The 22800-nt window shown below is 56.4% G+C and carries 19 protein-coding genes and 1 pseudogene; 16 read left to right on the top strand and 4 right to left on the bottom strand.

What is annotated here, in order from left to right:
- Positions 1–309 precede the first annotated feature (309 nt).
- From OMP38_RS06635 to OMP38_RS06565, 15 genes and pseudogenes are all read left to right on the top strand, one after another.
- Positions 310–1791 (top strand): extracellular solute-binding protein, encoded by a 1482-nt coding sequence (locus OMP38_RS06635; RefSeq protein WP_277564383.1) that lies wholly within the window; start codon positions 310–312, stop codon positions 1789–1791.
- A gap of 163 nt (positions 1792–1954) precedes the next feature.
- Positions 1955–2815, top strand: a complete 861-nt coding sequence (locus OMP38_RS06630) for a carbohydrate ABC transporter permease (RefSeq protein ID WP_277564382.1) — start codon at positions 1955–1957, stop codon at positions 2813–2815.
- A gap of 12 nt (positions 2816–2827) precedes the next feature.
- A complete protein-coding gene (locus tag OMP38_RS06625) occupies positions 2828–3664 on the top strand; it encodes a carbohydrate ABC transporter permease (protein WP_277564381.1) in 837 nt (278 codons plus the stop codon).
- A gap of 19 nt (positions 3665–3683) precedes the next feature.
- On the top strand, positions 3684–5720 hold the full coding sequence (locus OMP38_RS06620; RefSeq protein ID WP_277564380.1) for a hypothetical protein: 2037 nt from the start codon (positions 3684–3686) through the stop codon (positions 5718–5720).
- Positions 5717–6223: a Gfo/Idh/MocA family protein gene (locus OMP38_RS06615; RefSeq protein WP_277564379.1), complete on the top strand. Its 507-nt coding sequence runs from the start codon at positions 5717–5719 to the stop codon at positions 6221–6223. Before OMP38_RS06620 ends, OMP38_RS06615 begins: the two co-directional genes overlap by 4 nt.
- A 28-nt stretch (positions 6224–6251) precedes the next feature.
- On the top strand, positions 6252–6731 hold the full coding sequence (locus OMP38_RS06610; protein WP_277564378.1) for a Gfo/Idh/MocA family protein: 480 nt from the start codon (positions 6252–6254) through the stop codon (positions 6729–6731).
- Positions 6725–8134: a hypothetical protein gene (locus tag OMP38_RS06605; RefSeq protein WP_277564377.1), complete on the top strand. Its 1410-nt coding sequence runs from the start codon at positions 6725–6727 to the stop codon at positions 8132–8134. Before OMP38_RS06610 ends, OMP38_RS06605 begins: the two co-directional genes overlap by 7 nt.
- Before the next feature lie 1310 nt (positions 8135–9444).
- Positions 9445–9738, top strand: a pseudogene (locus OMP38_RS35625) (Gfo/Idh/MocA family protein); the annotation flags it as partial.
- A gap of 64 nt (positions 9739–9802) precedes the next feature.
- Positions 9803–10447, top strand: a complete 645-nt coding sequence (locus tag OMP38_RS06595) for a Gfo/Idh/MocA family protein (RefSeq protein WP_277564375.1) — start codon at positions 9803–9805, stop codon at positions 10445–10447.
- 48 nt (positions 10448–10495) lie between these two features.
- On the top strand, positions 10496–11431 hold the full coding sequence (locus tag OMP38_RS06590; protein WP_277564374.1) for a carbon-nitrogen hydrolase family protein: 936 nt from the start codon (positions 10496–10498) through the stop codon (positions 11429–11431).
- 26 nt (positions 11432–11457) lie between these two features.
- Positions 11458–12378, top strand: coding sequence for a Gfo/Idh/MocA family oxidoreductase (locus OMP38_RS06585; RefSeq protein ID WP_277564373.1), 921 nt, complete (start codon positions 11458–11460; stop codon positions 12376–12378).
- A 72-nt stretch (positions 12379–12450) separates the two neighbouring features.
- Entirely contained in the window at positions 12451–13485 is a 1035-nt protein-coding gene (locus OMP38_RS06580; protein ID WP_277564372.1) for a Gfo/Idh/MocA family protein, read from the top strand.
- A gap of 247 nt (positions 13486–13732) precedes the next feature.
- Positions 13733–14071, top strand: coding sequence for an ArsR/SmtB family transcription factor (locus OMP38_RS06575; protein ID WP_277564371.1), 339 nt, complete (start codon positions 13733–13735; stop codon positions 14069–14071).
- A gap of 29 nt (positions 14072–14100) precedes the next feature.
- Positions 14101–14574: an SRPBCC family protein gene (locus OMP38_RS06570; RefSeq protein WP_277564370.1), complete on the top strand. Its 474-nt coding sequence runs from the start codon at positions 14101–14103 to the stop codon at positions 14572–14574.
- On the top strand, positions 14571–15233 hold the full coding sequence (locus tag OMP38_RS06565) for a DUF998 domain-containing protein (RefSeq protein WP_277564369.1): 663 nt from the start codon (positions 14571–14573) through the stop codon (positions 15231–15233). The genes OMP38_RS06570 and OMP38_RS06565 overlap by 4 nt, the downstream gene beginning before the upstream one ends.
- Positions 15234–15305: 72 nt before the next feature.
- Here OMP38_RS06565 and OMP38_RS06560 read toward each other — a convergent pair whose 3' ends face one another.
- The 3 genes from OMP38_RS06560 to OMP38_RS06550 all read right to left on the bottom strand — a co-directional run bounded on the left by OMP38_RS06560 (position 15306) and on the right by OMP38_RS06550 (position 18029).
- A complete protein-coding gene (locus OMP38_RS06560) occupies positions 15306–15698 on the bottom strand; it encodes a VOC family protein (protein ID WP_277564368.1) in 393 nt (130 codons plus the stop codon).
- A gap of 143 nt (positions 15699–15841) precedes the next feature.
- Complete coding sequence (locus OMP38_RS06555; RefSeq protein WP_277564367.1) at positions 15842–16993, bottom strand: glycosyltransferase WbsX family protein; 1152 nt, start codon at positions 16991–16993, stop codon at positions 15842–15844.
- A gap of 100 nt (positions 16994–17093) precedes the next feature.
- The gene (locus tag OMP38_RS06550) at positions 17094–18029 is read right to left on the bottom strand and encodes an AraC family transcriptional regulator (protein WP_277564366.1); all 936 of its coding nucleotides are present in this window, start codon (positions 18027–18029) and stop codon (positions 17094–17096) included.
- Between the two features lie 228 nt (positions 18030–18257).
- Between OMP38_RS06550 and OMP38_RS06545 the strand changes: the two genes are divergently transcribed.
- Positions 18258–20435, top strand: a complete 2178-nt coding sequence (locus tag OMP38_RS06545) for a discoidin domain-containing protein (RefSeq protein WP_277564365.1) — start codon at positions 18258–18260, stop codon at positions 20433–20435.
- A 712-nt stretch (positions 20436–21147) separates the two neighbouring features.
- Here the strand turns inward: OMP38_RS06545 and OMP38_RS06540 are convergent.
- Positions 21148–22800 (bottom strand): response regulator, encoded by a 1653-nt coding sequence (locus OMP38_RS06540; protein WP_277564364.1) that lies wholly within the window; start codon positions 22798–22800, stop codon positions 21148–21150.

Raw genomic sequence — 22800 nt, 5'->3', positions numbered from 1 at the left:
GCTTTCCAAGGTGTAAGGAGGGAGCGATCCCTCCTTTTTTTACTTTACATTTTCTTCATAAATCTATTACTTTATATAAAACTGCTGTACATAAGGAGAAATAAAGTTTGACAATCGAATGCATCGTGGGTAGAATTGGTTCATGGATAGTAAATCAAATATACAGCAGTTTGTGCGGATCCCTAACGATTCCGCTCAGAAAGAGCGTATGCAGGAGGTGAAACGCTAGGCGTCTGCGTTTAAAATCAATCGATTGTACGAAGGCTATGCCTGTGAAACCAGTGTTTCTTACTTCCAAGGAGGGTCCATATGAAATCTTTCCTGAAAGCGGCTTCAGCATCACTTGCATCGGTCGTTGTCCTTACATCCCTTGCGGCCTGCGGCGGCAATAATACGAATGAAAATGCAGCCAGTCCGTCCGCATCGGCCGAGGCATCCGCCGGCGCTTCGGCCAGCGCCTCGGACGCCGGCAGCCAGGTCTACGAAGAGAACGGTCTACCGAAGGACGAGAAGGTTACGCTTAAGGTCGGCTTTTTCGAAGGCGGCATGGGGCGCGCATGGTTCGATTCGGCGATCGCGTCCTTCAAAGAGAAGTTTCCTAACGTTTCCTTCGACGTGACGTATTCTCCGACGATCTCCCAGGTTACGCAGACGAAAATCGCGGCGAACGACGATAAGGATATGTTCGATCTGTTCTCGGGCAGCATACCGGGAGGCATCTCCAGCTACGTAGAAGCAGGCAAACTGGAATCCCAGGAAGATCTGTGGGATCACAAAGCGTACGATGCCAGCGGAAAGACGCTGAAGGAAATCGCATTCGAAGGCAGCTTCGATTCGTCTCCCCGTACAAAAGGGAATACGTATGCGTTCCCGATCTCGGGAAGCGGCTCCGGTCTGATGTATAACAAATCTTTGTTTGAGAAAAATGGCTGGAATGAGAACCCGAAAACGTGGAGCGAATTTTTGAAGCTGTGCGAGGATATTAAAGCGGCCGGCCTCTTCCCGATCACGTTCCCCGGCGTCTATCCGGATTACATCACCAATGCGTTCGGCACGCCCAAGGTATATGAGCTGGCAGAGGAGAAGGGCACGCTCGACAAGGTCTACGAGGACTACCACAAGTTCAACCAGCCTTACTACCTCGCTCCCGAGAACATCGAGCGCTGGAACCGGATTTACGAGATGGGCAAAAAGGGGTACTTCCCGAGCGGTCTTGCCGCGCTGAATCACACGCAGTCGCAAATGCAGGTCGTACAGGGCAAAGCGGCGATGGTGGCGACCGGCACGTGGGTCGAAAACGAAATGAAGCAGTCGACGCCCGCGGACTTCAAGTGGGGCTACATGTCGGTCCCCATGGCCGAGAATGCCGACAATACGAAGTGGATTACGTTCACGCCGGGCTCGGGCTTCCTGATCTGGGCGGCCAAACCCGACCTGAACAAGAAATGGTCCAAAGAATTTATCGTTTCGCTGTGGAATCTGGATAACCAAATGGAAATCGCGGAGAAGGGCGGCATGCTTCCGCTGAGAGCGGACTTTGCCGACGATGCGTCCCGACTGGCTAAGCTTCAGAGCTTGCCGAGCGCATTCCTCGCTTATATGAAGGATAACAAAGTGAAAATGGACTCCGGTGCTGCCGACGTTACATTGACGGACCCCGCATTCGAGCAATCGACCAAAGTTATTTCCGAAGCGATTACGCAGATCGCCACCGGGAAGCAGGAACCGCAGCCGAAGCTGCAGGAAGCTGAAGACTACCTCAAGAAGGCGATCGAGGCACAAGGCAAGTAAATATTCATCCGCCGAGGAGGGGGGCTCCCCCCCTCCTTTTTTTATCGGCCGACCTCAAGAAAGGAGCGCTGAACCTTGGCTACGCTTCGAACGGATCGTGACCGGAATGGACAAAAGCGCCGTAATCTGCTGCAAAAGGCGGACGTTCAAAAATGGATCTTTTTTGACCTTTGCCATCGTGCCGACCTTTGGCGGTTACCTGTTGTTTGCGCTTTATCCCAATGTGTTGTCGATTTACTACTCGCTGCTGGATTGGAACGGCATTACGAAGCCGAAATTCATTTACTTTGAAAACTACGTTCGCCTGTTCAACGATCGCTACGTATGGCGAGCGCTCGGTCACAATTTGTTTTACATGGCTACCGTGCCGATCTGCGTCATCTTAATTTCCCTGGTGCTGTCCTATCTCCTGACGAACAAGGGGTATAAGGGAACCTCCATTTTCAAAGTGCTTTTCTTCTTCCCGAACGTACTGTCCACCGTGGTCGTCTCCTTGCTGTGGGCATTTATCTATGACGGCAGCTTCGGCCTGCTGAATGCGCTGCTCAAGTTGTTCGGCATCGACATGAACGGCTTTTATTGGCTCGGGGACACGCGGACGGCGATGTATGCGGTGCTGCCTCCGTACGTATGGGCGGGCGTCGGATTGTATATCGTCATTTTCATGAACGCCATGACCACGATTCCCAAGTCGCTGTACGAGTCCGCCATCCTGGAAGGGGCCAGTCATATGACTCGCCTGTTCCGTATCACGATTCCGCTCATTACGCCGCTAATCCGGGTGAGTGCTATTTTCCTCGTGCTCGGAACGCTGAAAAGCCTCGATCTGGTCCTGATCCTCACGCGCGGCGGTCCGGCCGGCTCCACCGACGTCATCGGGTTGTACATGTTCAACATGGCCTTCGGGGAGCAGGTACAAAACTACGGCTACGCCTCCGCGATCGGCATGTTCCTGTTCTTCATCCTCGTCAGCGCCAAGCTGGTGGTAGACAAGCTTTTGCCGGACCGCGGCTACGAATATTAAAGGTGGTGGACCATGAAGGAGCGGCGCAATATTATCGACCTGTTCTGGTGGCTGGTGCTTATCGGATGGTCGTTAACCATTCTGTTTCCGATTGTATGGGATTTGTATGAATCGCTGAAGACGAACCCGGAATTTTTCCAAAACGTATGGTCATTCCCGGATAAGCTCCAATGGGCCAATTACAAGAAGGCATGGCTTAACTACCATCTGTTGAACGCGATGCTGAACACGCTGTATTACGTCGGCGCGAGTCTGTTGATCGGCACGTTCCTGACCGCCTTGAACGCCTATGCGCTCACTCGCATTGAATTCAAAGGCAGAAAGTTCATCTGGGCCATGATTATGCTCTCGTTGTTCCTGCCGGGCATCAATGCGCTGATCCCGCAGTATATTCTCATGCGCGATCTGCATTTGACCAACAGTCTAACCGGCCTGATCGTGCTCAATTGCCTGGGAGAAAGCGTCTTTTTCCTCATGCTGCTCGGCGGGTTCATGCGTTCGCTGCCGCGGGAGCTGGAGGAGAGCGGGACGATCGACGGCGCGTCGATCTTCAAAATGTTCATTCGCATCATTATGCCGCTCGCCATGCCGGGCATCGTCACGGTCGCCATTTTCAAGTTTATCGGACTGTACAATTCCTTTTTGGAGCCTTTCATCTATTTGAGCGATTCGGACAAATACACGATCGGCGTCAATATCTATCATGCCAATATGCTGATGCAGTACACCAACGACTGGGTGACGCTGTTCGCCGGCGTCATCATCACGATGATCCCTTCCGTATTGATCTTTATGTTCTTCCAGAGATGGATCATGGAAGGGGCTACGCTGGGCTCCGTCAAGGGGTAAGCGGACAGGAGGAATCCTTATGCTCGAAAATCAAGCAAATGCGCGTTCCGGCCATGGAATCGGGCAGCAATTCCGCGAGAGAACGCGCCTGTTCACGGCGAAGGTTGTCGAAGCCGCCGGCGGTTGGTACGACCGCGAAGGGACATGGACGGCCGACACGACGCCGCCGCACACGCGGGAGCGCTACTGGATTGCCGGCGCCCTGTATGCGGCGGGAGAAGCCGAATGGGCGGATGCGATCGTAGGCAAAGGCGAGACGGAACGTTACGGGGATATACAGTTCAATATATTCAATACGAATATAGCAGCCAGCCTATTGATCTCTCATCGCGACAAAATGTCGGCTGCCGTGCGCGGCAAGCTCGAGCATCTGGTGCGGGACGGCTTTTCCTTCAAGCCGGGCAACCGCCAGCCGGACTTTCAGTTCCACGGCTACAACGACAACATGCCGGCCAAGGCGACGGCCGGTCTCATTCTGGGCGGACAGCTGCTCGGCAGCCGCGAAGCGGTGGACTACGGCGTCTGGAATCTCAAGCAGTTCAGGGCAATGCTCGTCCGCAGCGGCATCAACAGCGAGTTCAACTCGCCTACGTATACCGGCCTGACGATTCGAGCCATGGGCGAGATCGCCGAGCATGCCGAGGACGAGGAAGCGCGCACGCTGGCGTCCGGCATCGAGCAGCGGCTCTGGATCGATCTGGCCGCCCGGTTCCATCCGGAGATGGGCGTGCTTGCGGGACCTTATTCCCGCGCCTATACGGTGGACAACGCAGCGCATGCCAGCTGCATCTCCAGCCTGCTGTGGTTCTGTCTCGGCGACCGTGTCCATCCTTCGCCGATGCTGCTGTTCGACAAGCCGGACGACCTCGTCCTTCACCATATGGGCGACGTTCCTTTTAATGTCGCGCAGTTCTGCTGGTTCGCCGGCGGCGAGTACCATATCCCCGACACGGCCTTGCGGCTGTTCGAGACCAAGTCGTTTCCGTTCAGGGCGGTCGCTTCTTGCGAATTGGGCGCCGGCGAAGGCACGGACTTTCTGGCGCGGACGAGCCGGATCGAGACGGTGTTGCTCCCCGACTACGCGGTCGGCACGTCCAGCGCGCCGTTCGGCAGCATGGAGCAGAACAACAGCTACTTCGTTACCTATAAGCGTAAGGAGATTGTCGGCTCCTACCGGGATATCGGGACGATCTTCACAAAGCTGACCGTGAACGGCGAAGTGCCGGGGACGATCGTACGGGCGAAGGACGGGGATCGCGAATATTCGAACGCGGGAGAAGCCGACATCCTCCGCTCCTGCGCCAATACGTTTACGATCCAGTCCGGGTCTACGGCGCTCGTGCTCACGCATCCGCATCCATCGTTCGACGAGACCGCGGCTCTCAAGCCACTGTCGGCGATCGGCGAGCTGATCGTCTTGTCCGCGCATGGCGGAGACGTGGACGAGCTGATCGTCGGCGGCGTCCCACGGAAGGAATGGTCCGGCGAAGTCGCGCATGGGCAGTGGATTGTCTGCCGGACCGGCAGGCTGCTCTCGGCCTTCCGGCCGATGGCCTACACCCGGGACCGGCAGCCAGTGGCGATCAGCCTGGAGTCGAACGCGAATTACAAATTTATTCATTCTCATTTATATGAAGGGGAAGAGCGGCGCTTCTCCCGTGAAGAGCTTCGTATGCTGTTCGGCGGCTTCGCGGCCGAGCATGCGAGCGTGTCGGAATACGACTCTCTGGCCGCATTCGCGGAGGAACTTGAAGCAGCCCAATTTACCGACTATTACTGGACTACGCGCCGGGTACGTTACAGACGTCCTGCCGGCAAAGGCAGACCGCGGCTGGAGCTCGAGACTTCCTGGAGCCCCGGAGCCATGTCGCCCCGGTATGCCGCGATTAACGGCGCCCGGGTCGAGCAGCCCCTTGCGGCCATAGATGGCGTGAAATCCGAAGAACTGCCATTTTTGAATGAATCCTTTAAGTCGATCCCCTCCTTCTTTCCTTGGAAGGATCTCACAGTAGCGTGGGGAGATGTGCCCTATGCGATCGGAGATCGCGACGAATGAGGCAGACAAATTATAAGGCGGCCATTGTTGGAGCGGGCGCGATCAGTTCGCTGCACTTGCAGGCCATCGAGGCTATTGACGAGATCGAGGCTGTCGCGATAGCCGATATCGACGGAGAGCGGGCCAAGCAGGCCTCCTCCATGCATCGGATTCAAGCGTATACCGATTATCGGCAAATGATAGAGACCGAAAAACCGGACATCGTAGCGATTACGCTGCCGCATTATTTACATCAAGAGGCCGCGATCTGGTGCGCGCGCAGCGGCTGCCATATTCTGCTGGAAAAGCCGATGGCGATTCATGCCCATGAATGCGACGAGATTATGAGCGCGGTGTACCAAAGCCAAGTGAAGCTCTTGGTCGGCCATACCCAGCATTATTTTGCCGAAAACAGAAAAGCGAAGGAAATCATTCGAAGCGGGCAGCTCGGCAAGCTGGTCATGATCAATGACGTTCGCCATGTCGATTATTATGCCGAGACCCGGCCGAATTGGTTTTTTTGAGACCGGCAAATCGGGCGGCGGGATCGCCATGAACCTGGGGTCGCACGCCATCGACAAGATTCAGTGGTTGACGGACAGCAAGATCGCGCAGGTCAAAGCGTCCGTCAGTCATTACGGCGCCAAGGGAGATATCGAAGGCAGCGTGACGGCTTTTGTCAAGACGGATCAAGGCGTGCCGTGTACGATCAGCCAGAGTGGGTACGGAGGCGTACGCAGGGACGAGACGGAAATCATCTTCACGCATGGAATGCTGAAGCTGCGGACCGGGGCAGGGCTGTGGATCAGCCAAGATGGCGAATACCGGCCGGTGGAAACGACCCAAGCCGAGCCTCCTTTTGTCCTTCAGTACCGCGACCTGCTGGACTGCATCCAAAGAGATGCGGTACCCGAATGTTCCGGCGACTACAGTAAAAGCGTCATTGCCGCGGTACAAGCGATGTACGCGTCTCATCGAATCGGACAGGAAATTGAATTGCAACAGCAGCAAGGGGGGATTTTAGCGTGCTAAACAGCGACTTGATCGCGTATCTGCAGCCATCGCCCAACCGGTTCGACGGGTTGGAGTGGCGCGACGTTACCGGCCGGATTACGGATATCGACGTGGACGCCCATTGCCTTCGGCTAAGAGCGGCTTTGCCGCCCGGTCTCTATCGATGCCGCCTGCAGACGGAAGACGGCGGCTTTGACATGAATACGGCGATGATCCAGATGGTTCGCGTTCCGGACGGGAAGCTCGAGCCTGTGGGCCCTTGGGATTTCGACCATCTGAACGGCGTCATGGCGATGCCGATGGCCAGAACTTACGTGAACGACAAGCTGGTCGGCGGCTTGTGGTTTGACATGCCCGGACCGGAAGACATTGAAAAGAGCCGGCTGAATGCCGACTTCGGCTTTGAAGCCGGAGACGCCGAAACCGAATTAAGGCTCGAATTCGTCGAACGCGATCGCTCGCGGATCGATTGGCAGCGTATCAAATTCATCGAGATCAGAGAAGACGACCGTTCTTGGCGCGAGTTGACGCCCGTAGAGAAGCGGCACCCCCGCGTCTATCTGAATTCGGACGAGGCGGGACGTCTGCGCGACAAGCTATCCGGCAGTCCGGCGCTCCTATCGCTCATCGGCCGGATCAAGCACGAGCCGGGCAGCGTGGAGTTCGATCTGGTTTGTATGGCGTATCTCCTCGCCAAGGATCATGATGCAGGAGAGACCGTTAAAAAGAAGATCGGCGAACTCTGCAGTCTGGCTACGTGGTCAGGCAAACCGGACCCGCTGGTGATGGGCGGAGAGAACGACCGCGGCATCGCCCAGAAGCTGTATATGATCGGGCTGGCCTGGGACTGGTGCTCCGACTTGTTCGACCGGGGCGAGCAGGCGCTCATGAAAGAAAAGGTCGGCAAATACATTCAAAAATTGTATGACTTTACGGTTCTGCAACGGGCCTATATGGGCTGTCCGACACCCGATCCCCATTCGCTCGGCACTTGGAACGGGACGGCGATCGCCTGCATGGCCTTTTACGACGAAGTCGCGGAAGCCCGCAAAGCCCTTCCGTTTTTTCACGGCCTCTTCACCGACAGCCTCCGTCTGTTCCCGCAAGACGGCAAAAACGCGTGGGCCACGTTATTCCCGCTTCATCTGATTCGTTATCTGGGAGCCGCGAATACGTTTGGCGGACAGCGTCCCGAGCTTGGGGCGAGCTCCTTTTTTAGATCGCCTTGGGAACGCGTTGCTGGCTTGCTTCAACGCGCCGAACAGCCAGGAGCTTCAGCGGGGATTGCGTACGCGGGAGCATCGCTATCTGACGGCGTATTTGAACCGTTTCCACCCGACCCCGGACATCCCGTCCATTTATCAGACCTTTGTGGACCAGGAGCGAAAAACGGCAGGAGACGTCGATCTTGGTTTATTTGATTTTCTGTATATGCCTCTGCATGAAGGAACGGCCGCGCCGTTTCCGAAGCTGCCTTTCTATGCCAAGGATATCGGCATGATTACGTTCGCTTCCGGCGGCAAAATCGCCGGAACGTTCACCGCTGGCCTAAAGGCAGGGCGTTCCGTGAGCTTTAATATCCATACGCATAACCGTGAATTCCCGCCGGGCATGGGAGGCATTCAGCTTACCGTCGACGGCGGTCCCGTGCTGGTGGATATCGGTTCCTACGGACAGGACAGCTCGCTCTGCAACGCGATGTGCTTCGATGACGGAGGCTGCTATACGCAAGGGCAATATTTATTCGGGAATCTCGGGCCGGAGAAAAGCTCGTACATTCGTCGCTGCCTGATCGGCGACCGCTTCATCTACGCGCATGCCGTCATTACGAGCGAACTTCATCCCCGGCATCGAGTGAAGCGCGCCGAGCGGATCGTGGTAGTGGACGCGCATACCGGCGCGATCGTGATATCCGATTCCTTTGAAGGAGATCGTCCCCTCCGTTTTGCGACGCACCTGCATTGCTCGGGTTCGGTGACGGAGCTCGGAGAGGGCCGGTATCGGCTAACGGGCGGTCAAGCCAACCTCATCGCGGGCATCAAGGACGGCGACAAAGGCCTAAGCGACGAGGAGAAAGGCGAGATCTTCGTCAGCGTATTGAGCGGGATGAACGAACTTAACGCTAAGATCGAGGAGCCGGTATGGCATCCCTCCTATATATACGGCTTGAACGGCAACCCCGGCGAGCAGGATATCAAGTATGGCCGCTACCCGCATTATAAGCGCTGGCGTCTTGAATATCCGTCGCAGGTCACGGAAGGAGACTTCCTGTTCGCCATCACCGGCCATCCGGACGAGATCTCGGCGCAAGACGGCGTCATTTCATTCAACGGCGGCGCCAATTTGCAGCTCGGCAACCAGCGGACCCTTCGGCTGTCGGGCTGCGAGATTCAGGCCGAAGCCGTGATCTCGGAGCCGGATCGAAGGCGCTTGACGGTGCTTGGCACGCGGGAATTGCGCATGGGCGAACGTGTGGTGACCTTCGCGTCACCGGTGGACATCGATCTGGAACTTGCGGAGAACGGGCTGCAGGGGACGGTCTTTGCTCCGACGAGCCATTGCGTCAAAGCCGCAGCGGGAATCGAGATAAGCGATTGGGCTCACGTTCCGTTGAACGCCCGCAGCCATAGCCCTTGGCAGGCCTTCCTTCGAAGCGTCTGAACCTCTACGCGGATCTTTGGACGAATAACTGAAGGCTATTACATGCTTAGCCAAATAGGAGAGATAAACGTTGCGAATCTTTAGAGCCGGACTTATCGGTTGCGGTCAAAACGGTAAAATCCATACCGAGTGTATCCGCGAGCTGGAAGGTATGGATATGGTCGCTTTCTGCGATATCAACGAGGATAACGCTCGGAAATTGCTCGAGGAATTCGGCGGCGACTATGCGACCCGCGATGCGGACCGGCTGTTCGGCGACGAATCGATCGATGCGATCTATATATCGACGATGCACAATACGCATGCCGATTATTGCATCAGAGCCTTGGAAGCCGGCAAGCACGTGATGGTGGAAAAACCGTTGGCCATGAGCGTGGAAGACTGCTTGCGCATCGACGATGCCGTTAAACGGAGCGGCAAAAAAAGTCATGACTGCATTCAAGATGCGTTATTACGATATGCTGTTGAAGGCGAAGGAGCTGATCCCCGAGCCGCTGCTCGTCAGCATGCAGATGATGGACGACAAGTGGCCGGCGGATATATGGGCCAACGATCCGACGTTCGGGGGCGGCAATGTGTTGTCGCAAGGCTGCCACTCGGCCGATATCATGAGGTTTATGGTCGGCAAGGACCCGATCGACGTCTACGCGGCCGGGGCAAATTACTATCAAAAAAATGCGGAAGTGGACAACATGGCCGCGATATTCCGCTTCGACGATAATGTCGTCGGCAATTTGATCCAGGGTGATTGCAAGTGTCCGCCCTTCACCAGCAAGTTTTTCATGCAGCTGTTCGCAGAGAACAAAACCATTACGCTTTCCGACCGATTGACGACTTTGACTTACAGCGAGGAAGGCAAGGAAACGATTGTTTATCGCGGCAAGGAAACCGGCATTCTCGAAGAGAATAAAGCATTCATCGAAAGTCTGAGACAGGATGCGGAGCCGCCGATCAACCATATGGACGGTCTGTATGCGACGTTAATGGTGCTGCAGGCCGTAAAATCCGTGAAGAGCGGCAAGCCCGAGCCGATACGATCTCTGATTGAAAGAGAGCAAGCCGTCCTGCGCTAACCGTTCAAATCCTCAGCATGAAGCCCGGGCGCGAAGGGAGCTTGAAGCATGAGCAATTATGTTAAAATCAGCACGATCGGCAGTCGCGAGTTCATCGTAGATGAGCTTCTGACGACTGAAGAGATTGTAGATCGAATAATTAAGCACCTGCAACAGAAGTTGAGTCAGGTACTTCCCGAACAGCCCGATATTATCGTTTTGCCTGAATTTTGCGATATTCCGTTCAATGTCTTTTTGTCGCCAGCCAAAACGCACGAATACTGCCAAGTACGCGGAGATCGGATTTTGCGCCTTTTTTCCGATATTGCGCGCGAGCATGGCTGCTATATTGCGTATCCGACATTGAGACAACAAGAAGATCAATCCTGGCGAAATTCAATCGCGTTGTTGGATCGAAGTGGCGATAAAGTGGGCGAATATGCTAAAAACTATCTGACGCTGGGGGAGATCGAGGATTACGGCGTCACTTGCGGCACCGAGGCCCCGATCATCGATTGCGATTTCGGACGGATCGCTTGCGCGATTTGTTTTGATCTGAACTTTGACCGGCTGAGATTGCAATATGTGGAGTCAAAGCCCGATTTGATCCTCTTCTCATCCTTATACCACGGCGGAATCATGCAGCCTTATTGGGCTTATTCCTGCCGATCGCATTTTGTGGGCGCCATCGGGGGCGGGCAGCCAAGCGCGGTGCTGTCCCCGGTCGGCGAGGTGCTGGCATCGAGCACCAACTATTTTGATTTTGCCACGACAACCGTCAATCTGGACTGCGCGGTCGTGCATCTCGATTACAACATGGAGCGTCTGCGCGGGCTTAAATCGAAGTATGGCTCAAAAGTAAAAATCGCCGATCCCGGGTATTTGGGCTCCGTCCTGATCTCCTGCGAAACGGACGAATGCACGATTGAGGACATCATACAAGAGTTCAATATTGAACGCCTGGACGATTATTTGGACCGGGCAACTGCATGGCGCGCCGAGTAGCGCAGAAAAGAGGCGCTATGAGATCGTTGCGAATCGGGCTGGTGGATCTGGATACCTCTCATCCCGAAAGCTTTGTTCCAATCATTCGTTCCCTGGGTCACGAGGTCATCGGCGTATATGACGAGGGGGGCGGTAAATCCCCCCCCGGCTATGCGGAGAAGTTCGCGTCCGATCACGGCATCGGGCGGGTATTTAAATCGTTGGAGGAAATGGCCGGACAGGTCGACCTGGCCTTTATTCATAGCTGCGATTGGGATATTCATGCCGCCAGGGCTGAACCCTTTGTCAGGGCAGGGAAAGCCGTATTTATCGACAAACCGCTGGCGGGCAACGTCCGCGACCTGCTGCGGTTCCGAGAGTGGGCGAAGCGCGGCGCAGTGATCTCGGGCGGCTCCGCTTTGCGTTACGCGCAGGAAGTGCAGGAGTGGAGGAGCAGATCCGCTCTTCCCGAATCGTTCATCTATGCCCTTGCCGGCTGTGCCAACGACGAATTCTACTATGGCATCCATGCTTTTACGATGCTTCACGGGCTTCTCGGTCCGGGCATCCAAAGCGTGCGACACCTCGGGAATTCGGGGCAGGATCAATATGAAATGCTCTGGTCGGACGGGCGACGCGGGATCGTCAGCATCGGCGCGACGGAGAATAGCCATCCGTTCTACGCCACAATGATAACGCAAGCCGGAGCGGAATTTATAACAGCAGACAGCAGCCGGTTATACCGGACATTGCTCGAGGCGGTATTGCCGTACTTTAGCGGCGAGGCCCCGTCTCCGGTTCAACTCGATACGGTGATCGAGACCGAACTGGCCGCTATAGCGGCCAGATTGTCCAAAGCGCGGGGCGGACAACCGGTGGAGCTGCTGAGCCTGGCGCCGGATACGACCGGCTATGACGGCGCGGCATTCGCGCGAACCTACCGCGAGCAGAAGATTTTATCTCAATAGCCAAGCAGCAGCCGTCAAGGAGAGCTCATTCCTGACGGCTTTAATCATTCGTTGGATAAAGGGAGAAGAAGCATGAAAAAGATGACGTTCGGCATTCTCGGCTGCGAGCATGCGCATATCGGTATCTTTCTCGAGGAAATGCTTTCATTGGGCCATGTCTGTGCCGGCATCTATGAACCTCGCAATACGCGACTCGCGTCGGAAATGGCAGCACAATATCAGGTTGCTCTGCTTAACGAATGCGACAGACTGCTCGCGGAGGATGTGAAGCTGATCGGAAGTGCCGCGATCAACAACGAGAAAATCGAAGTGATCGAGCGATGCGAACGCCTCGGCAAGCACGTAATGATCGATAAGCCTGCTGTGACGAATCGGGAAGGATATCGGCGCTTGAAGGCGGTTATGGACCGGGGGGACATTCAAGTAGGCATGCTCCTTACGGAACGATTCCAACCGCCGATCTATACGCTGAAGCAGATCCTCGATAGTGGGGAACTCGGGCCATTGGTGTCCATCGGAACCCGCAAACCGCATCTGTTGAATCCGGAAAAGCGTCCGCCGTGGTTTTTTTCCAAATCGCAGAGCGGAGGCATCATGATGGACCTGCTCATCCACGATATCGATCTGCTCCGCTGGTTGACAAACAGCGAGGTCGGACATGCGGAAGGATTTGCTGTCAAGCGCATCCTTCCGGAGTATCCCGAATTCTATGACGCAGCCGCTTTGCAAGTCATCATGGAGAATGGCACGGTCGCCCAATTATATGCCGATTGGCATACGCCCAAGCGAAGCTGGACATGGGGAGACGGAAGAATATTCGTCGCCGGTACGCGAGGCGTAGCTGAATGCCGGCTGTCGGGAGATCCGTTCGCGATTGGCGATCAAGTTCGTCCGCTGCTGTTTGTCACTACGCATACCGACCAACCGGTTCAAGTGGAGCTGGATACCCCGACTACGATTACGGCGGATTTTCTGAGACGCCTCGAGGGCGGAGACTCGATTCTAACAAGCGAAGATATACTGGCTTCGGTCAAGGCATCGATTGACGCGGACGAACAAACGCGCTTCATCCGGACTGGGGATCCCCGATCTCCGGTGCAAGGATAAATATCTCTCGGTCTACGCCCAAAAATGCACCATGTTAGCGGCGTTGTGACGCTGGATGCCGGCGTGTACCATCATTTTTGTCGTAAGATGGTCGATCACAGAAATAATATCGGCGATATGGCAAAGCACTGGGATTGAATCTAATTTTCCCTATATGGAAATTTCCTTTACAGGAAACTTTATTGCATGTATATTGTATTCAGGAAGACTTAAGTAGCCCTAATCCGAATTGGAAGGAGGACGCTTCGTGAACACGGCCACGCTGAGTGCGCTAGCGGAACCTAACCGGATGAGCATCGTTGAGCTGCTGCGGGACGGGGGCGCCCTGACGCTTGGGGAAATTGCTGAGCGGCTACAGCTTCGGCTACCCCAGTCATCCAAGCACCTCCGGGTGCTTGCCGACGCCGGTCTCGTAGATGTCGAGGCCGTTGCGAATCGGCGGATCTTTAAGATCCGCAAGGAACGGTTTGCCGAGTTAGACCGATGGGTGCGATCGTTTCAGGATACCAAGGAAGAACAGTTCAGTCGATTGGACGCGCTTCTTCACCAAGCGCAGACGCAGCGGGACGAATCGAATGGATCGTGAACCGACAAAAGGAAGAGGGAGAATGCGGCATGTCCAAAACGACTATTATTGCGGAGCCGAACAAACAGGAAGTGATCGTCCATCGAACGTTCGAAGCTCCCCGGGAACTTGTATCCCGCATGTGGATCGATCCGGCCTTCATCCCGGAGTGGTGGGGGCCAAGCGTCATGACAACAACGGTGGACAGTCTCGAAGCGGCGCGCGGCGGGATCTGGAGATTCATCAGCAGGGATCCTGCCGGCAACGAATATGCATATAACGGGGTTTATCATGAAGTGACCTTGCCGGAGAGACTTGTTCATACTTACGAATTCGAAGGAATCGATGCGGTAGCATTAGTGACAGTGACCTTTGAATCGCTGCCTGGCGGCAGAACGAAGCTAACGGAAACGACGTTGTATCCGTCCATTCGAATTCGCGACGGCGCGCTTCAGTCCGGCATGACCGAAGGGATGCTGGAGCTGTTCGATCGGTTCGCCGCCTTGTTGGCGAGCAGGACATGAGCGGACGGGCGCGAGTCGATAGCACACCGCATGCCGCCTTCGCTATTTGGACCGCCAGATTTTCGATTGCCTCCGGCTTCCTGTTCGTCTTTCTTTTGACGAGCTTGCACATTCTGGAGCCTGAGTTTGATCCGACCTGGCGGTTTATCAGCGAGTACGCCTTGGGATCATTCGGATGGATGATGCAGCTCTCATTTTTTCTGATCGCGGCCAGCCTGGCTTCTATCGGTTTCGTAATCCTATCGCAGCAGCGTTCGATTGTTGCCTATATCGGATTGATTATTTTATGGATCAGCGCCGCCGGATTGTTTCTGGCAGGCGTATATGTGACGGATCCTATTGCCGCCTATCAGCAGCATGCAACGTTCAGCGGCCGCATGCACGTCCTGGGCGCTTCCCTCGACTATACGCCGGTCGCGGCGTTAGTGCTGAGTTTCGCCTTAATCCGGAAGGAATCCTGGCAAAGAGTACGGGTAAGACTGATTGTAACATCGGCGATTACGTTGGCTCTCATGTTCGCCTTCATGTTGTTTCTCCCTAGAGACGGCGTGTTCGGTCCTGGCGTATATGCAGGTTTTGTCGGCAGGCTTCTGCTAGTGTCGTACGTTGCTTGGATCGTGTCGGTGGGCCGCCGTTATATTAAGCTGGCACAAGAATGATCTAACGTTTAAGCGGCCAGCGCCCGGATTTCCGGACGCTGGCCGCTTTGCTGCTCCTTCCGTGAGCAGCTTTTATTTTTTTCCGAACGTCGCGATATACCAGTGGTTGCCGAAGTCGTCCTCGACCCCGCCAGAACGTTCGCCGTAGTCGTGATCCTGCGGCGGATACAAGGGCTTGGCTCCCGCGTTCAGCGCCTTGGTGTACGTTGCGTCCGTATCTTCTACATACACATGAAGCGCGCAGCGCGTCGGCGGAAAACTTTCGTTCACGCCTCCGCTCAGCTCTACGATGGAATCGCCCAGCCGGCAGGCTGCATGACGCACCGCACCGGTCTCGTCCGTATGCCGTTCGATCAGCCGGGCATCGAATGCTTCCGTCAGAAAGTCGATCAACCGGTCCGCTTCCCGGACGATTAAATAGGGATTGACGCTGTTAAAACCCGGCGGTTTCCAGGCTTGCTCCATTAAAATTCCCTCCTGTTCAGGTGGTTTGGTTATAGATTACCATATCCGCATCCCGATGCAACGTGAAATCGGAAATGGAACAACAGAAGTCAGACGCCGCGTGTACACGCGGCGCCTGCCGGCATTTTTGCATTTCGTTCGCTTCAGCTTTTGCCGAATACCGACCGAATCGCTTCCAGATACCCCATGCCGTTCACCGTGTCCGGTTCGATATAGCTGCCTTCCGTCCATTCGTTCCAGGAGTTGATCGTCAGAATCGGAGGGACGTCCGCGCTTGTCGTTTCTATGAACGCCTTCGCGGCCGCAAGCGACTGGCGGAACGCTTCGGGCGTATTGCCGACCAGAACCGGCGTGAACGGATAGCCGATATTGGCGTGAACGTCGGACTGTACGGTTCGCGGGCTCGAATCCCAGCCCATGGACACGTTCGGGTAGTAGGGGATGCCGTAATCGCCGAACTGCTTGCGGAACTTGCCCCAATCCGCTTCCGCCATCTTGGCGTAGGCCGGATAGTCGACGGTCGGGTAAGATTCCAGCGCGATATGGTGAATCCAGACGTACGAAGTGACGCTGTCGAAGCCGAGCTCCCGCACGCGTTCGCCCGGATTTTCGAGCGTGCGCTCTCCGGGCAAATTCTGAATGCCCCAGACGACGGCGTTCAGATGCAGCTCGCCAAGTCCCGCGTCGCGTACTTTGACCCGAAAGCCGTCAAGCGCCGCTTTCGTCTGCTCGATGCCGCCCAGGCTTTGAATCAGGCTCATCAGCTCGTAGACGGAGAAGTACAAGCCGCCCTCCACGCGCCAATACGACGGATGGCCGAAGTACTTTTCGATCATATAGTCGCAGGCCGCTTCGAACGCCTGCAGCGACACTTGTCCGCTGTGCAGCAGCGTATGGTCCATGCCGCGTTTGTACGGGAAAATGTTGATCCAGTCGTGATTCGCCCACATCAGGGAAAATTTCAGCCGGTCGTTGTTGGACGCTTGCAGGAACCCGTTCTCAAGCGCCTTGTTCAGGAAGGCGCCGTCCTCGTACCAGTACCAGTCGTAAATGAAGGCGTCGATGCCATGGTCGGCCGCAGCGGCGATTTGCTTTTCGGCCGTCTCGGGCTTGGATTCGTCGAGGTAGCCCCACAGCGGAACCTTGGGCTGCTCGTGTCCGGGGAAACGCGGCGTCGCCCGCCGCACGAGCTCCCATTCGTTCCAGCCGGCGCCGTGCGTCGCTTCGTTGCGGGGATCGACATGATAGTTCGGAAAATAATAGACGGCAACTTCCGGTTTGCGGCTGTCAGTCATTTGCGCACCTTCGTTCTTTGGATTGTGAATGTTGCTGACTTTAGTTTACGCAAAGGGAAGGTGCGCGTATTTGGACGATACGACGAGCTTGTTGGACGATTCAACTGAACCTGGCGCGCAAGGACTGCGCATATTGCATCGGGGACATGCCTTCGCAGCGCTTGAACAGCCGGCTGAAATAATGCAGGTCCGCATAGCCGACCTCCTCGGCGATCTGGCCGACCGTAAGCGACGAGTGAAGCAGCAGCTCCTTCGCCTTGTCCATACGGATCGAGACGAGCATCTCCATCGGAGATTGCCCCGTCGCTTCCTTGAACAAGGCGCGAAACCGGCTGGGCGACAAGTGCACGGACGCCGCGATATCGCTTAGCTGGAGCTGGGAGCGATAATGGGCCTGCATCCATTGGACCGCCCGGCCGATCCGTTCGCGCTGCGGGTGACGGATGCTGATCCCCGCGGGCGTCGACAGCTCCCGGACGAGCAGCGCGAGCACATGAAGCAGGTCTGCGCGCATGCTCAGCTCTTTGCCGTATTGTCCGCTCCCGAACGCCTCATACAGGGAACGAAACAGCGCTTCGTATGCGCCCGGGGCGGACGTGGGGACGACGCATGGAAAATCGACTTCGGCCAGCGACACGACAGGCCTCTCCGTCAGCTCAGGGTCATCCGGAATGAACGGAGCGTGCACGTAATCTTGGCTGAGATAGACGTCATCGACGGAAAAGTTGTAGGCGTCACCCATATAGATCAAATCGAAATGCGCGGCATAATACCGGAATGTCTCGTTCGGCGGGACCGCGCAGGAATGCCGCGCCATCGGCTGCAAGACGACCATATCGCCAGGACCGATCGCGTAATGGACGCCTTCGATCACATAATCGCAGCGGCCTTCGAGCACGAACTTCAGCTCGTAATCATAGATGATCCGCGGCGGCAGCCGGTAGCGATCGTCGCCGGCGATATGCTGAACGAGACGGACGTAGGGAGCCAGCTCCCGGAAGCCAATCGTTTGGCGCGCCACCTTTTTTTGTTCCATGGGGGGTCGTCTCCTTGCTTGAATTCGAGCGCTTTAAATCTATTCTACATCTTCCGCGGGCAAAGACGACCGCAACCACAAAAAATAGCGCCAATATCAAAATTTTGGCGCTATACGCCTTCTTCGCGCTGCCGGATACTGAGTGTGGCAGACGGAATTGTCGTATCGCCCGCATGAACTGCAATTGCATTTGTAAGCGCAACCATATAGTGAATGGGAGGAAGATTCATGAAAACGATATCTCGGTTGGCCGTATGGATGATAGCGGTGGCCGGCTTCATCGCGTTCGGGATTGCGGTTCACGCGGATCGGGCCGATGCCGCCGTCTACTACGTGAACAACCAGAGCGGCGCCGGCTGCAGCAATGCGTCGGCAGGCACATCGGCGACCGCGCCCTGGTGCGATTTCACCCCGGTTAATGCCCGGACGTTCGCGGCCGGGGATCAGGTTCTGTTAAAGAGCGGCGCGACGTGGACCGGACAGGCACTGAAGCTGAAGGGCAGCGGGACCGCGGCGAATCCCATTGTGTTGTCCGCATACGGCACCGGCGCGAAGCCTGTCGTCGCACCCGGTACGACGGATTCTATTGCTGTGCTGATCGACGGATATGCGGGGTGGAAAATCGCGGGTCTGGAGCTAAAGAACGCCTGGGAAGGCATCCGGCTTGAATACGATCATGTCTACAACCAGAATTACATCTGGATCGAAAATATGACGATTCGCGATATGACAGCGGCATACAATAGCGCGCCGGCTACGTACAACCATACCTCCGCCGGCATCAGCATCAAGACGATGGCCGATCCCGTATCGCCCGCGTATTCCGACAAGGTGAATGCGCCCGGCAGAATGACGGCGCTTACGAATTTAACGATCAAAAATGAAACGTTCTACAACTGCGACACCGCTACCTGGTTCGGGGCGCCAGTCTCGGGGTTTAATCCAAACGAGCATTTGTGGACGAAGCAGGTCGTCATGGACAATCTCACCATCGACGGAGGAGGCATGTGGGGCTTCAACGTCCTCTTCGTAGATGGCGGCACACTTACCAACCTGACGGCCAAAAATATCGGCGCTGTCTCCAATCCTTTCGGTTCGGCCGGTATGGTGGTCGCGTATTCCAAGAACGTAGAGGCGATCGGGGGCGAAATCGCGAACGTGTCGAGACATCCCGATCAAAATTACGACGGCGTCGGCTTCGACTTCGAAGGCGTCGGCAAAAACATTTCGCTGCGCGGTATGAACATTCACGATACGGCGGGGGCCGGCATTTTCCACTTCAACAATTCGAGTTTGCCGGATATCGATTCGGTCATTGAAAATAACGTGATCAGCCATTACGGCACGAATCCGGGCAACAGCAGCGAAGGGATTCAGTTCCTGGGCGGCAACGGGCTCGTAACGAATAACGTGTTCAACGACAGCCGCGGCCGCAGCACATACGGCGGAACTTACGACGGATTCTTCCTTGCCGCGAATACGGTGAACACCGTGCCCACAACCTACGTGCCGACGGCGCCGTCCGCCTTGCCTTCCCCGACGGGGACCGGGCTTGTCACTTCGCAAACGCTGGGCACGCTGCGCAACGATTCGAACGGCGAAGTCGGCTTCAAGTTCACGACCGGCGCCGGCGTTGTCAGCGTGAACGGGCTCGGAAGACGCTTCACCGCCGGAAACGACAAGGCGCATACGCTCAAGCTGTACCGGGACAGCGACAAGGCGATGCTCGGTGCCTGCAGCGTCCGGACGTCGGCGGGAACGCCCGATACGCTCGGTTACCAATATTGCAAGCTGGCGGAAAGCGTCACGCTCCAACCGGGAGCTTCCTATCTGCTTGTAACGACCGAAGATGCCGGCGGCGATCAGTGGTACGGCGACAATACGACGATCGCGCTAGGATTTGGGACGGTAAACGGCTCGGTATACAACAACGGATCCGGCTGGAATATCGGCGTTTCCGGGAACCGGTCATATGGCCCCGTTACGCTGCTGTATCAGGTCAATATTGCCTATGGCGGCACCGCATCCGCCTCATCGACGGATACCGCCAACGGCTATGCGGCGGCCAAGGCGAACGACGGTACGGCCTCCACCGACTTCAACGGGTGGGCCAGCGCATCGCCGGTCATGCCGCAGTGGGTGCAGATCGACTTCGGGTCGAACCGGACGTTCGGCCGCGTGGAGCTGTTCACGACGAGCGGGTACGCGCTGCGGAACTATCAGCTGCAAGCTTGGAACGGCACGGCCTGGGTCGATTGCGTCCCGGCAGTGACAGGCAACATGCAAGCGCATCGCACGCATGTATTTACGTCGGTTACCGGCTCCAAGATCAGGGTGTACGCGACGCTCGGCGACGCCGCCAGCAATTACGCGCGCGTCAACGAGATTCAGGTGTTCAGCAGCTGATGGTGATCGTGGCGATCGACTGATGGACGTGGATACAGGAATAGCGCATTTTGGCGCTATTCCTGAGTATGACGCGAGCGGGTGGGGGGGTGACTGAAGAAGGAGCATGTAAGAATAGCGCAATTCTGAGCTATTCTTGCGCATGAAGCGAGCGGGTGGCGGTCGACTGAAATGCGAGTATGAGAGTATAGCGCAATTTTGCGCTATTTTTGCGTATGAAGCGAGCGGGCGGAGGTCGACTGAAATGCGAGCATGTAAGAATAGCGCAATTCTGCGCTATTCCTGAGCATGAGCGGGAGGGTGGGGAAGACTGAAGGGCGTGCGTGCAAGGATAGCGCAATTCTGCGCTATTCTTGCGCATGAAGCGAGCGTGTGGCGGTCGACTGAAATGCGAGCATGTGAGTATAGCGCAATTCTGCGCTATTCCTGAGCATGGCGGGAGGGTGGGGGAAGACTGAAGGGCGTGCGTGCAAGGATAGCGCAATTCTGCGCTATTCTTGCGCATGAAGCGAGCGTGTGGCGGTCGGCTGAAGGGCGTGCGTGCAAGGATAGCGCAATTCTGCGCTATTCCTGAGCATGAAGCGAGCGGGGAGCGGTCGGCTGAAATGCGAGCAAGCAAGAATAGCGCAATTCTACGCTATTTTTTCGCATCGATCGACTTGAGAGCTAGACCCCCCTGACCCGTCGCGGCGGCCTTCACAGCGTGCGGAACTTATACTCGCTCGGCGTAAAGCCGGTCGCTTTTTTTGAATACCTTGGAAAAATACTTCTCGTTTTGAAAACCGACGAGATTGGCGATCTCGTACGTCCGGTATCGTCCCTCGCGGATGTAGGACTTGGCCTTCTCCATACGCAGCCTCAGCAGGAAGTCGGTGAAATTTTCGCCATGCTCCTTTTTGAACTCCCGGCTGAGGTATTCCGGACTGATCTGCAGATGGTCCGCTACCAGCTCCAGGCTGATCGCTTCGTGAAAATGCTCGGCAATATAGTCGCGCGCCTTCCCCATCAGCTTCTTGGTCGAGCGGGTCGACTTTTCCTCGATATGGGCGAATGCGTCCGAAAGCCGCTGCCGGAACCAGGCCACCATCTCCTCCATCTGCTGTAACGCGTTGACCTGCGTATACAAATGATACTCGTCGCCGAGCGCTTCGTCGGCGTCGAAGCCGAGCTGCCTCAAGATCGTGGCGAGCAGCACGATCAGCCGATAATTCAGCTTGGCTATATCGGCGATCTCGAAAGAGCAGGGAACGCGGAACGGCGCGAACCGCTCGGCGATAAACGCCGACGCCTCGTCCTGCCGATGCGCTTCGAACAAGGCCAGCAGTTCCCGCTCCGCAGCCAGGTCGAGCCCTGCCGCATCGGACCCCGGTCCTCGCTCCGATCCGCAGACATAGACGCGGCCTCCGCCATGAACGAGCTTTTGCGCATAAGCGCGACGCGCGGAGGCGTAGGAAGCCGGCGTCTCTTCAAGCCGCCCGACAGGCCGCCCGATGCCCACCGTCAGGGACAGCTTCAGCACATCGATAGCGAGTCCGGCCGCCCGCTCCGACAGCGCAACAATCTTCTCGTCCGTACCCCGCCCGTTCGTACCATGTCTGTCCGCGCTCTGTCCGTCCATGCCATGTCCATCCATGCCACTTCCATCCATGCCGCCTCCGTTCAGCACCAAACCGACCCCGTCGTCCCAACGAAACGGCTCGGCAATCAGACCGCCTTCCCGAAGCACCTCAAGACAGAGATTTTCAAGTCCGTACTTCAGCAGTTCGATATCCGAGCGGGGCATCGTTTGAGCGATATGAACCGCTTCGTCTATGCCGGCCAGCCATATATAGTGCGAGGAATACGGCAATTGAATGCCGTATTCCTCGCACTTGCGCGCCTGCCTGCCGGACGCTTCCTTCCCCTCGACGATTTCGGTCAAGAAACGGCGGCGCAGCTCCGAAGTGCCTGCATTCAACTTGATCTGGAGTCGCAGCTCGTCTTCGCGCAAATCCCGCTTTTGCATCAATTCCTGGAGCGCATTGCGGATGACGTCCTCCAGCTCGGCTTCGGCGACGGGCTTCAGCAGATAGGCGTACGCGCCCCATTTAAGCGCCTTCTGCGCATATTCGAACAAATCGTAACCGCTCAGCACGATGAACAGTACGTCGCCATGACGCTCGCGAACACGCTCCAACAGGGCGATGCCGTCCATCTCGGGCATGCGGATATCGGACAGGATGAGATCGGCTCGCCGCTCCTCCAGCAGCGCCAACGCCTCCAAGCCGTGGCCGGCGATCCGAATATCGTCGATGCCGAAGCGGCGAAGGGCATCCTCGAGCGAGCTGCGGATTTGCGTTTCGTCTTCGACAATTAGGACGTTCAT

Origin of the sequence: Cohnella ginsengisoli (genome assembly GCF_029525555.1) — a bacterium.
In the GTDB taxonomy this organism is placed as follows: domain Bacteria; phylum Bacillota; class Bacilli; order Paenibacillales; family Paenibacillaceae; genus Cohnella; species Cohnella ginsengisoli.
This window is presented reverse-complemented; position numbering and strand designations above follow the sequence as displayed.

Bases quoted from the DNA above. Each gene is read 5' to 3' on its own strand.
- OMP38_RS06635 (WP_277564383.1), top strand. From the start codon at position 310: ATGAAATCTTTCCTGAAAGCGGCTTCAGCATCACTTGCATCGGTCGTT.
- OMP38_RS06625 (WP_277564381.1), top strand. From the start codon at position 2,828: ATGAAGGAGCGGCGCAATATTATCGACCTGTTCTGGTGGCTGGTGCTT.
- OMP38_RS06620 (WP_277564380.1), top strand. From the start codon at position 3,684: ATGCTCGAAAATCAAGCAAATGCGCGTTCCGGCCATGGAATCGGGCAG.
- OMP38_RS06615 (WP_277564379.1), top strand. From the start codon at position 5,717: ATGAGGCAGACAAATTATAAGGCGGCCATTGTTGGAGCGGGCGCGATC.
- OMP38_RS06610 (WP_277564378.1), top strand. From the start codon at position 6,252: ATGAACCTGGGGTCGCACGCCATCGACAAGATTCAGTGGTTGACGGAC.
- OMP38_RS06595 (WP_277564375.1), top strand. From the start codon at position 9,803: ATGACTGCATTCAAGATGCGTTATTACGATATGCTGTTGAAGGCGAAG.
- OMP38_RS06590 (WP_277564374.1), top strand. From the start codon at position 10,496: ATGAGCAATTATGTTAAAATCAGCACGATCGGCAGTCGCGAGTTCATC.
- OMP38_RS06580 (WP_277564372.1), top strand. From the start codon at position 12,451: ATGAAAAAGATGACGTTCGGCATTCTCGGCTGCGAGCATGCGCATATC.
- OMP38_RS06570 (WP_277564370.1), top strand. From the start codon at position 14,101: ATGTCCAAAACGACTATTATTGCGGAGCCGAACAAACAGGAAGTGATC.
- OMP38_RS06565 (WP_277564369.1), top strand. From the start codon at position 14,571: ATGAGCGGACGGGCGCGAGTCGATAGCACACCGCATGCCGCCTTCGCT.
- OMP38_RS06560 (WP_277564368.1), bottom strand. From the start codon at position 15,698: ATGGAGCAAGCCTGGAAACCGCCGGGTTTTAACAGCGTCAATCCCTAT.
- OMP38_RS06555 (WP_277564367.1), bottom strand. From the start codon at position 16,993: ATGACTGACAGCCGCAAACCGGAAGTTGCCGTCTATTATTTTCCGAAC.
- OMP38_RS06550 (WP_277564366.1), bottom strand. From the start codon at position 18,029: ATGGAACAAAAAAAGGTGGCGCGCCAAACGATTGGCTTCCGGGAGCTG.
- OMP38_RS06545 (WP_277564365.1), top strand. From the start codon at position 18,258: ATGAAAACGATATCTCGGTTGGCCGTATGGATGATAGCGGTGGCCGGC.
- OMP38_RS06540 (WP_277564364.1), bottom strand. From the start codon at position 22,800: ATGAACGTCCTAATTGTCGAAGACGAAACGCAAATCCGCAGCTCGCTC.